The 11,315-nt window shown below is 62.3% G+C and carries 8 protein-coding genes and 3 pseudogenes; 3 read left to right on the forward strand and 8 right to left on the reverse strand.

What is annotated here, in order from left to right:
* Positions 1-16: 16 nt before the first annotated feature.
* From IE00_RS18905 to IE00_RS18915, 3 genes and pseudogenes are all read right to left on the reverse strand, one after another.
* A pseudogene (locus IE00_RS18905) lies at positions 17-1,456 on the reverse strand (IS1182 family transposase).
* Between the two features lie 143 nt (positions 1,457-1,599).
* Positions 1,600-2,406, reverse strand: coding sequence for an inositol monophosphatase family protein (locus IE00_RS18910; RefSeq protein WP_072298722.1), 807 nt, complete (start codon positions 2,404-2,406; stop codon positions 1,600-1,602).
* Complete coding sequence (locus tag IE00_RS18915) at positions 2,403-3,419, reverse strand: 1-phosphofructokinase family hexose kinase (RefSeq protein WP_083554526.1); 1,017 nt, start codon at positions 3,417-3,419, stop codon at positions 2,403-2,405. Before IE00_RS18915 ends, IE00_RS18910 begins: the two co-directional genes overlap by 4 nt.
* Positions 3,420-3,698: 279 nt before the next feature.
* On the opposite strand from IE00_RS18915, the pseudogene IE00_RS19590 reads away from it, so the two are divergent.
* Positions 3,699-4,457: pseudogene (locus IE00_RS19590) on the forward strand (IS5 family transposase).
* A gap of 443 nt (positions 4,458-4,900) precedes the next feature.
* Here the strand turns inward: IE00_RS19590 and IE00_RS18930 are convergent.
* Complete coding sequence (locus IE00_RS18930; RefSeq protein WP_205949719.1) at positions 4,901-5,932, reverse strand: YihY/virulence factor BrkB family protein; 1,032 nt, start codon at positions 5,930-5,932, stop codon at positions 4,901-4,903.
* 712 nt (positions 5,933-6,644) lie between these two features.
* On the opposite strand from IE00_RS18930, the gene IE00_RS18935 reads away from it, so the two are divergent.
* Positions 6,645-7,301, forward strand: coding sequence for an SRPBCC family protein (locus IE00_RS18935; RefSeq protein WP_072298725.1), 657 nt, complete (start codon positions 6,645-6,647; stop codon positions 7,299-7,301).
* 3 nt (positions 7,302-7,304) lie between these two features.
* Complete coding sequence (locus tag IE00_RS18940) at positions 7,305-8,474, forward strand: zinc-dependent alcohol dehydrogenase (protein WP_046001580.1); 1,170 nt, start codon at positions 7,305-7,307, stop codon at positions 8,472-8,474.
* Positions 8,475-8,599: 125 nt separating this feature from the next.
* Here the strand turns inward: IE00_RS18940 and IE00_RS18945 are convergent.
* From IE00_RS18945 to IE00_RS20460, 4 genes and pseudogenes are all read right to left on the reverse strand, one after another.
* Positions 8,600-9,645 (reverse strand): annotated as a pseudogene (locus IE00_RS18945) (IS481 family transposase).
* A gap of 75 nt (positions 9,646-9,720) precedes the next feature.
* Complete coding sequence (locus IE00_RS18955; protein ID WP_072298727.1) at positions 9,721-10,557, reverse strand: DMT family transporter; 837 nt, start codon at positions 10,555-10,557, stop codon at positions 9,721-9,723.
* A 156-nt stretch (positions 10,558-10,713) separates the two neighbouring features.
* Positions 10,714-11,079: a DUF983 domain-containing protein gene (locus tag IE00_RS18960; RefSeq protein WP_072298372.1), complete on the reverse strand. Its 366-nt coding sequence runs from the start codon at positions 11,077-11,079 to the stop codon at positions 10,714-10,716.
* Positions 11,080-11,110: 31 nt separating this feature from the next.
* A partial coding sequence (locus IE00_RS20460) for a hypothetical protein (protein ID WP_205949720.1) occupies positions 11,111-11,315 on the reverse strand: 205 nt, incomplete at its 5' end.

An 11,315-nucleotide genomic window follows, 5' to 3' on the forward strand; every position in this document is an offset into this window, starting at 1 on the left:
GGTTCGACGCGTTCTTTCAGGCCCTCACTGCCGCCATCAGGCCGCGGATCCCGATCAGCGCCACCATCCGCTTGATGTTGTAGGCAAGGACGTTCAGCGCGATCTCTGTTTTCACGTTCCTCAGCCGTCGGGTCAGAAAGTGGGACGTGCCCATCCACGCCTTGATGGTGCCGAACGGGTGCTCGACCGTGCCTCGGCGGATGGTCATCGGTTCGGTCGGACCGATCAGCCTCGCCCGCGCCGCCTCGACCAGATGCTCGTGCGCCTACCGCGTGATCCGGCGCTCCTTGCCGGTCGTGCATCGCGATTTCATCAGACACGTGCCGCACTCGCTGGTCCAGTGGCGGCGGAGTTCCAAACCGTCTTCCTCGGTCGTGTAGCGATACGGTAGCGCTTCCCCTGCAGGACAACGATAGATATCCGCATCGGCCTCATAGGCGAAGTCCGCCTTCTCATACATGCCCTTGAGGCGGTTGCCTGACGTCTCCGGGCGCGGGATTGTCGTAGTGATGCCAGCCTCATGGCAGGCCAGGATCTGCCGCCCGCTGAAGTAGCCCTTGTCGGCCAGCACATGCATCTCGTCGCGACGAAGTGCATCCTTGGCCGCCTTTGCCATCGGCACCAGAAGATCACGGTCATGACCCTGGTTGGTGACTTCATGCGCGACGATCAGGTGGGTCTCGGTGTCGACGGCAGTCTGGACATTTTAGCCGACCATTCCGCTGTTCCGGGCGCTGGTGGCCATGGCGCGGGCATCGGGATCGGTCAGCGATATCTGCCCATCCGGCGCATCGGCCAAGGCCCGACCCATGGCTTGCAGGTGTTGGATATGCTGCCGGACACGCCCGTAACGCTTGGCCAGATGCGCGACCTTCTCAGCCCGAACCTCACCCTCCTCCTGTCGATCGACCCGCACCATCTCCGCGATGTAGCGCTCGACGTCCGCCTCCAGGTGGGCGATGCGGCTGGCGATCTTGCCCTTGGTGAAGTTGCGGTCCGGGCTGTTAACGGCCCGGAACTTGCTCCCGTCGATGGCAACGCAGGAGCCCTTCAGCACGCCGATCCGGCGGCACAGCTCCACGAACTGAGCGACGCTGCGGCGGATGCCGGGGCCGTTGTCGCGTCGGAAGTCGGCGATGGTCTTGTGATCCGGGACAAGGCGGCCGGTCAACCACATCAGTTCGACGTTCCGCCCGGCTTTACGTTCCAGTCTGCGGCTGGACGGGATCCGGTTCAAATAGCCGTAGATGAACAGCTTAAGCAGCACGGCAGGATGATATCCGGGTCGCCCCGTCCGCGCCGGCGCCGATCGCGCAAATCGGAGCGCAGGCAAATCGAGTTCATCAACAAACAGATCAACCACCCGAACCAAGTGATCCTCGCCAATCCAGTCCTCAAGACGATCTGGGAAAAGAGCCGTCTGTTCCCGCACAGTGCCTTCGATGAAACCCGACATGCCGATCTCCCGCCACCAGGTCTAAGTCTACCATAAGGCCGAGTTTCCACACAGCCTCGGCTAGAGCCCGATGCATTTGCATCAAAATGGTATCAGCCGCTTTTATTCTTGGGTTGCACAACGAGACCAGCTTGGCCAGGACATTACGCCAACAGAGCCTCCAGCGCATCCAGCCTTCCCAGTGCCATCGGCGCGCGCCATCGGGCAAGGTCACCATCCGGTCCCTGGAAGCTGGTGAATGGAACCCATCCCTCCGCCGTATGGATACGGACGTCGCCTCCGGCTGCCAGTACGAGGGCAGCACCTCCTGCCACATCCCAGAGGTTTGGAGCACCAAGCCGCGTGCCGGCGAGGAGGCCAGCGGCGACAAACGCGCATTCGATCGCAGCCGACCCTGTCAGCCGTGTATCGAAGGGTTCCGCCGTCCCGCCTTGCGGCGTGCCGACAAGGCTTCGACGGACCTGCGCTCGATCTGGCCGCACGAATTCAACACCATCGAAGTTCAGGGAGCCGCCGACATGAGCGGAGTAGACACCGGGGCGCAGCACATGGGTGGCTGAACACCACAGCGCGCCGGCAACCGGACGGCCACGGTAGAGCACGCCAATGGAGGCTGCGAACATCGGCAGACCGGATACGAAATTGGCGGTCCCATCGATCGGATCGATGGCCCAGACCCAATCATGATTTCGCCCCGGGCGGTCGTCGATCTCTTCACCGATGATATCGTGACCTGGCGCGGCTTCGGCCAGGCGCGCCCGTATCATGACCTCACATGCGTGATCGACCTCGGAGACCGGATCGCGCATCCACCCGGGCTCCCCCTTGTAGCTGACCTGCATCGCCTTCCCCAAGGCGAACTGGATATCGGCCCCGGCGAGGGCGGCCAGTTCCGCAGCAAGGCTTTCGATCCGTTGCAGCTCGGCGATCGGTGGGTTCTCCATCGTCATTGTTGAGCGCTCCGTTTGTCCTCAAGATCGAGATCCGCGGGATCCACCTCCCGGACCTTCACATGGTCCCGAAACACGTCGACATCCGTGGCAGCACCGGTGCCGCGACCGCGACGGGTCACGTTGAGGGCGCCTGCTGCAGTGGCTAGGCGCAGCGCGTCGCTGACGCTGAGGCCCTGCGTGCGTGCGACAGCCAGACCACCCGTCATGGAATCCCCGGCACCTGTGTGATCCCGTGGCGTCACGTTCGGTGGTGTTGCCAGCCAGAACTTTCCGTCAAATCTGGCGAGAGTCCCGCGAGCGGCACAGGAGACGACGATATCGCGCGCCCGATCGACAAGCCGGTCCATCCCGGCGGCGATGGCCGACCAAGAACCATCGGTCGCATAGCCGTCCGCCACCATCTCCTCATGACTGATCTTCAGGACCCCTATTCCCTGGTCGATCGCCTCGAGAGGCGCACCTGCCACATCAGCGATGATCTCCACACCGTTCGCTGCGAGATCGCGCACTACAGTTCCATAGAGTGCAGGGTCAAAGACTTCGCCGTCCCGCAGGCCGGTCAGGGCGACAGTGCCGCAGCGCATCCCCTCCGTCAGGAGCGCGTCCAGAAGATCATCCACCTCATGCCTGTCTAGCCTTGCCGGCCGCATCTCAGCGATTTGCGCCCGTTCGCCGCCACGTCGATCATGGATATAGGCACCGTTCGACCCGGCAACGTCCACCGATCGCACGGCGATGCCCTCGTCACGCAACATGACGGCCGCTGCTCGCCCGATCTTTCCGCCGAATGGTCCAACGAGGATAACGCGGGCACCAAGGGACGCCGCCATTCGCGCAACCCAAACGCCCTGTCCTCCTGCCCGAACAACGATATCGTCGGAGCCGTCGTCCGGGGAGGCCTCGATCGCAACCGTGATCAACGGCCACGGCGCAAACACGCATAGATTGCTGCCCGAAGCAGCCTCGGATGGTTCGTTGGGATTTGATGGGTCAGTGTTCGCAGTCAGCATATCGGTATGTCCAATCTTCGTCTGGTTGACATCCAAACGGCTGGACGGCTGTTATGGGTCCGACGTTCGAACCACGCGCTAACAGATGATGGGACCGAACGCGACCGATTGGAACGACAGTGTCTCAGTGTAAAGGAGACGCATCTCTTGTAAGACTACCCGGCAGCAGCCTAAAGGAAAACAATGAGCCTTCAGATCAGACTTGGTAAATCGCTAGGCTCCAGACCCATTGATTTCAGGCGTTTGGCATGATTCAGGCTCCGCAAGGAGACCTGATCGATGAGCAATCTTTACTTGCTGGGCGATGCCCAGATGGAACGCCTGAAGCCGTTCTTTCCCAAGAGTCATGGCAAGCCCCGCGTCGATGATCGCCGCGTTCTCAGCGGCATAATCTTCATCAACCGCAATGGGTTGCGGTGGTGTGATGCGCCGAAGGAATATGGGCCCGTCAAGACCCTCTACAACCGTTGGAGGCGCTAGAGTGACAACGGGGTCTTCTCCCGGATCATGGTCGGCCTGGCCGCTGAGAGCGCCGAGCACAAGACGATCATGATCGATGCGACCTATCTCAAGGCACACCGCACGGCGTCGAGCCTGTGCGTGAAAAAGGGGAGCGCGCACGCCAGATCGGCCGGACAAAAGGCGGCATGAACACCAAACTGCACGCCGTTACCGATGCCACGGGGCGGCCGATCGGGTTCTTCATGTCGGCCGGCCAGGTCAGCGACTACACAGGCGCCGCGGCTCTTCTGGGCAGTCTGCCGAAGGCGGGTTGGCTGCTGGCTGACAGGGGCTACGACGCTGATTGGTCCAGAGAAGCGTTGAAAGACAGGGGGGATAAGGGTCTGAATCCCCGGTCGAAAGTCCCCCAGGAAGGCCGTCAAATACGACAAGCGGCGCTACAAACGGCGCAACTGCATCGAGATCATGTTCGGCCGTCTGAAGGATTGGCGGCGCGTCGCCACCCGATACGACCGCTGCCCGGAAACCTTCTTCTCCGCGATCATGCTCGCCGCAACCGTCTTGCTCTGGCTGTGAAATTCAATGATTCTGGACCCTAGGCTTGCTGCAATGCTGACTGCTTCCTCGGGCGGTAACTGCGTGTTCAAGTTGCTAGCAAGACAGTTGCTCCTCCCAAAGACCGCTACCTGACCTGCGCTGAATGTATCGCGGATAACCGCCCCGAATGCCTATCTATTTTGGTAGGTCTGCGTCACGCCAGACCGGCGTCTGAAAGGTAGTCGCGGAGATGCTTATGAAGGCCTGTCACCATAGCCAAGCTGAAAAACTTCGGTATCCGGCAGTCCAATGTTGGGAGCGGTGCAATACCAACCTGGCTACGGTTGCGGCTGGATGAAAGTTCAGTGATAGGTCAGTCCCCACCTTCATATAGCGTTTGCTTCACACCGAAGACGCAGGTGACATAAGGATAAGCCGCTTCGACCTTGGCAGACCCGGCATTCAGCCAACGGACAGCCATCTCAGTTGCGAGCGCTCATCTTCCGAAGCTTCCACAAGCTGGCTCCAAGAAGGATGATTGCCATGATGGCGTCCGACTTGGGCGACGGCGCGACCTCCGTATCGTTCCTTGCCGTGGAGACCCCGACCGGACCGGCGGTCCGTGTTCCGTCGCTTTCATGTACCGACTCACCTGGCGGCGGAGTGTCAGCCTTTACAGCGTTGCGCTGGCCCATCGGTTCGGGGGCACCCGTGGTCGTGTCCTCGGAGGTCTGTTGTTCGATCTCGGCGTTCAGCTCCGCTCCGGCTAGTACGATGAAGGCCGACAGCCACATCCAGGTCAGCAGCATGATGACCCCGCCCAACGTCCCGTACGTCTCGGTATAGTCGTCGAAGTTCTGGACATAGAGCGAAAACGCCGCGGTGCCCAGAATCCACAGGACCGTGGCCGCCACGGCACCGACGCTGACCCACCGCCACTTGGGATCGGCGCGCGACGGACCAAAGCGATAGATCGCCGCCAGCCCGATCATGGTCAGCACCGCCATCAGCGGCCATTTCAGCCATTCGGCTGCTGTCTCCAGCTTCGGCGACAGCGGCAGGAAGGCGATAACTGACGGCAGCACGATCAGCAGCGCAATCGCGATCGCCAGGCCCAGGATCGCGCATACCGTGATCAGAAGCGCGTTGAGATACAGCTTGATGAAGCCGCGGCCCTCCTCTTCGTCATAGGCGATGTTCAGCCCCTCCATCAGGGTCATGACGCCCTTCATGGCGCCATAGATCGCGATGGCCAGACCAAAGGCCGCGACCAAGCCGGTCGCCGTCTCATCGCCGCTGGTGACCTTCAGGACCTGTTCCTGCAGCACCGCCCCGGCGCTTTCCGGGATCAGGGCCATGACCGTGTCCAGCTGGCTGGCGATGTCGGCGGGGTCCAGCACCAGACCTGCGATCGAGATCAGCGCGGCAAGGGCCGGGAACACCGACAGCAGCGCATAGAACGCGATGCCCGCCGACACGACGGAAATGTGGTCGCTGGCGATCTCGTTCTTCACGCGAACAAAGATCTGCTTCCATTCCGCCATTGAAAATCGTGTCGGAGAGGCTGTCCCCTTCTGGTCTGTCGGAAGGGTCGTCTTGGTACGGGGCATGTGGTTCTCCAGCGCTGTAATGGGCAGGGTCGGCAGGTCCGCAAGCTCACGAATCTGTCATCTGTGCAGACGTAAGGCGATCACCCCAACCAGGGTTCCTCCAGCAACTGACGTCCTGTCCGACCGATGCTCTGTCGAACCGTTGTGTTGCCGCTGGTGGTCGGTCCAAACCGCGCAACATATGTGCGCCCAGCCTGTCGCCAGGCTCCTGCCGCGACCGTCGATGCCAAGGCCGGGGCATAGTTGATGTTACGTCCCCCGGCGGCATGCCGGCCTGCGATGTTGCGAAGGACTGGAACAATCGTGGCATCCTCTTGTTGGACCCATGCTCAATCACCGCTCCAGCGCAGAAAGAAAGCCCGGCCATGCATCCCCATTCTGGCAAAAGGCCCTTGCGACCGTTCGGGTCCGAACCGGCCGATACGCATGAGGCCGCCGGGCATTCCTGATGCTTTGGCACTCCATGCAGATAGGCCTCAGGGCTGACAGCACATCGGACGTCACCCTGGACGGGCAGCCACATCTTCCGTCGACGGCAGGCGACCCGATTGAACGGTAACAGAAACAATCGCGGCGCCGGACCATCGGTGCCGCACAGCTTTGGGAAAGGACCGTCATGCCCCATCATGATCATCTCGACCACATCCGTCACACGCCCCGGCCGCGTGCATCCGGCATCGGTCTGGGCGCGGTGCTGAGCATCTTCCTGGCCGCTGCCGGAACCGGCTATCTGCTGACCCGCCAGCCCGAACGGCGCCCTGCCGACAATGCCCCCCGGCGCGCTGCCAAACACGCGTCGTCGGGCCGCTTTGCGCTGACCGGCCGCACCGTCACCATCGCCCGCCCCCGCGACGAGATCTATGCCTTCTGGCGCCAGTTCGGGAACCTGGCCGGCGTGATGGAGAACGTCCACGCCGTCTCGACCGAGGGCGACGTCACCCGCTGGACCCTGCGCGGCCCGGGCAGCGACATCACCCTGCGCACCCGCATCACCGAGGATCGCCCCGGCGACGTCATCGCATGGGCCTCGACCGATGGCTCGGACATCGAGACCACCGGCCGGGTGCTGTTTCGCGATGCGCCGGGCAATCGCGGCACCGAGGTCACCGCGCTGATCGCCTATGCGCCGCCGATAGGCGCGCTTGGCCGCGTCGTGGCCAAACTGTTCCAAACGGACCCCGCGATCCAGGGGCGCCGCGACCTGAAGCGCCTGAAGATGTTCCTCGAGACCGGCGAGATCGCCACCCCCCTCAACCGCAGACAGGAGGCCTGATCCATGCGCGCACTGACATGGCACGGCAAGCACGACGTCCGCGTCGAGACGATGCCCGACCCCCAGATCGTCAACCCCCGCGACGCGATCATCCAGGTCACCTCGACCGCGATCTGCGGGTCCGACCTGCACCTGTTCGACGGGGTGATCCCCGGCATGCAGGCGGGCGACATCCTGGGTCACGAATTCATGGGCCGGGTCGTCGATGTCGGCCCCGGCAGCACGCTGAAGGTCGGCCAGCGGGTCGTGGTGCCCTTTACCATCTCCTGCGGGTCGTGCTTTTTCTGCCAGCGGGCGCAGTTCTCGGCCTGCGACAACTCGAACCCGGCCGACAAGCAGGACCTGACCGAAACCATGTTCGGCCATGCGGCGGCGGGCCTGTTCGGCTACAGCCACCTGACGGGCGGCTATCCGGGCGGACAGGCGGAATATGTCCGCGTGCCGTTTTCCGACGTGGGCCCGATCGTCATTCCCGAAGGCATGGACGATGACGACGTCCTGTTCCTGTCCGACATCCTGCCCACCGGCTGGATGGCCGCGGACAATGCCGACATCGAAGCCGACGACACCGTCGTGGTCTGGGGTTGCGGCCCGGTCGGGCTGTTCGCGATCCAGGCCGCCCGGCTGATGGGTGCGGCCCGCGTTATCGCCATCGACCACTATCCCAACCGCCTGGCCTTGGCCCGCCGGATGGGGGCCGAGGTGATCGACTTCAAGCAGACCTCGGTGCTGGAGGCGGTCATGGAGATGACCGGCGGCATCGGTGCGGACGCGGTCATCGACGCGGTCGGGATGGAGGCGCACGGCTTTGCCCTGGATACGGTGATGGACAACCTCAAGCAGGCCGTGGGCGTCGGGGCGGACAGCGGCCACGCCCTGCGCGAGGCGCTGATGGCGGTACGCAAGGGCGGCCGCGTGTCGGTCCCCGGCGTCTATGGCGGCTTCATGGACAAATTCCCGCTTGGCGCGCTGATGCAGAAGGGGCTGCAGTTGCGCACCGGACAGACCCATGTGCAGGCCTACACCCACGACCTGCTGCGCCGCATCCAGGAGGGAGAGCTGGACACGACCTTCATGATCTCTCACCGCCTGCCGCTGGAGGAGGCGGCCAAGGGCTATGAAGGGTTCCGCTGGAACCAGAACGACTGGACCAAGGTCGTCCTCAAGACCTGACGCCCGTTGCGGCCGCCGGCAGGCATTGCCGGACCGAACCGCGTCCCGGATCGACGCGCCCTTGCTCAAGCGCGCCGATCCGAGGACAGTTTTTCCCAAGTAACTGCCGCACTCTACCTCGGCGTTCACCCGCAATGGGGGTTCCGCCCCATGAGTTGGACGATCGCCAACTTGTTCAGTCCCGGCATCTGGTGGATCGGATTTAGGATGAATCTGTCTGGCTCGGATGTCCAGATCTTGCAGATGTATTCGTAAGGCGTGAGGCCGCCGAGGGTCTTGAGCCGGCGGGCGAAATTGTAGGCTGCCATGAAGTCCGCCAAGTGGGTGCGGAGCTGGTCGTGATCATCGTAATGGAAGCGTTTGAGGGTCGCGTCCTTAATCGTGCGGTTCATCCGTTCGACCTGGCCATTCGTCTAAGGGTAGTTTGGCTTCCTGAGGCGGTGCTCGATGCCGCTCGACCATGTCCTCGGACCGATGGCGGACACGGTCTCGCCCTCGCAGATCATGTCAAAGCGCATAGGCCGGGAATAGATGGTGTTGCGGTTCCGGGGCTGCTCGGCGAACTGAATGCCGTTGTCGGTGAGAATGGTGTGGACCTGATAGGGCACTGCTTCGAGCATGTGCTGCAGGAACTCCCAGGCCTTCTTCCTGTCCGCCTTGTCGACGAGCTGGGTCACGGCAAACTTGATTGTGCGGTCGATGCCAACGAACAAAAACAGTTTGCCCTCAGCAGTCTGCACTTCGGCAATATCGATATGGAAGAAGCCGATAGGGTAGCGTTTGAACTTCTGCCGCTTCGGCTTGTCGCCTCCCACGTCAGGCAGTCGAGAGATACCGTGGCGCTGTAGGCACCGATGCAGCGCCGAACGAGTCAGATGCGGGATGGAAGGCTGTAGGGCATAGAGGCAAGCGCAGCGCCGTCCAGAGGCAGCAGCGTATGCCGCCTGAAAGCAACGATAGTCGCCTCCTCGGTCTCTGTCAGGACCGTCGAGCGTGGCTCCTTCGGCCCGGTCTTGAGATCCTCAACCGTCTGGCGCTTGCGCCATTTCGCAACCGTCTTCGGATTAATGCCCAACTCCCGGCTCAACGTCGCGAGCGAAGCTTGCGATCGTTGTATTGCAGCTCTGACGGCGTACGTGGTCGTGGCGCTTCCGTGACGAACCTGGCCCATAATGCCTCCTCCCATTCCTGAGAAAGGATCGCACCATCAAACCGTGGGATCAAACACCTAGGCAAAAGCTTATTTTCAATCGCCCCTTTGTTTGCCTCTCCACAGGATGAACAGTCCCGACAGCACAACCAACGCCGAACCGATCAGCATGTTGGTCGTGAGTTTTTCGTCGAAAAACATCAGTCCCAAGGCGACGCCAAACAACAGGCGCGTATAGCGGAAGGGCGTGACGGCCGATACGTCGCCTGTTCGCATCGCCTTCATCAGGGATGAATAGGCGCAAAGCCCGACAAGGATCGCGCCCGTCATCAAAAGGGTGGCAGGGCCATCGGGAAGACGGAATGCCTGTCCCTGCCAGAGCGAGAACATCAGGCCAGCCGCCGCCAAGGCCAGAAAGCCGTAAAGGCCCAGAATGGCCGTGCTAAGGCTGCGCGGGGCAGCTCGGCTTGCCAGATCGCGCCCTGCAAAACCAAACATGCCGATCACGGCCAGGATCGACAGGGGCGAAAAACCTTCCGTCCCCGGTCTCAGGATGATCAGCACCCCGGCAAGTCCGATGCCAATGGCGGCCCATCGGCGCCAACCGACGCGCTCGCCGAAAATCAGTGCGGCGGATGCGACGACGACCAGCGGCGTGGCCTGCAGGATGACGGTGGCTGTCGCCAAGGGGATCAGTGCCAGCGCGAGAATGTAGAAGAGACGACCCGTGATCTCGAACAGCACCCGGATCTTCATGGCTGTCGACAACACGTCGGGGGTCAGCAATGCGTCGCCCTGACGATGGGCGATGGCGGCAAAGATCGTGGCCCCGCCCATGCCGAAAAGGGTCAGGATCTGCCCGACCGGCAGATGATGCGACACGGCCTTGACCAAGGCGTCCTCGACCGCGAAGGCGGCCATGGCGGTGATCATCCAAGCGGCGCCTTGGATGTTGAGGCGATGAGCGCTGTCCGTATTCACGATCGATATCTCTCTCAGGCGGTCGGGATGGCGGTTATGTACCCTTCGGGCGATCGGGCGACTGATCGCCCGCTATCACCTTCGGAACCGCCTTGCCACATTCCCATCTCAGGCTCCGCGGTCCTGCTCGTTATGCGCCCAGAGATAGCCGATGAAGGCGCTTTTGACGAAGCGCAGCAGCACCATGGTGATCAGCGCCGTGGCTCCCGAAACGATCGCCAGCAGCATGAGCGGGCTGGGCCGGAAGACCACCCACGTATACCCCAGCAAAGGGATCAGCAGCAAAAGCATGATCGTCATCGTGAAAAATGCCGGTCCGTCAGCGGCCGGATAGCGCTTGAACTCCAGCCCGCAGGATTCGCATTCGGGGATCACCGCCAGATATCCCTGCAGGATCCGGCCCTCGCCGCAATTGGGGCAGCGGTTGAAAAAGCCCCGGATGACAGCCTTCTTCTCGTTGTGGTCTTCAGCCATGTCGACATGCCTTCTTTTTGCAATGCGGCTTTCAGATGTTTGCCACAAGATGATGGTGCCCACGCTGCCTGGGTGCGAAAAGATCGTCCTTCGGGCAGGTCTGGCGGTCCAGCCATTCTTGCCATGCGGGATCCGTATGCTTTGCCGGTGCCGAGGGAGTTGCGTCCCATCCCAGTTCAAAACCGACGTGCAGCAGTGCCGAGACAAGTCGGTACATGTCGGTCCGGGCGTGAAAG

Origin of the sequence: Paracoccus sp. SM22M-07 (genome assembly GCF_001887735.1) — a bacterium.
Classification (GTDB): Bacteria; Pseudomonadota; Alphaproteobacteria; order Rhodobacterales; family Rhodobacteraceae; genus Paracoccus.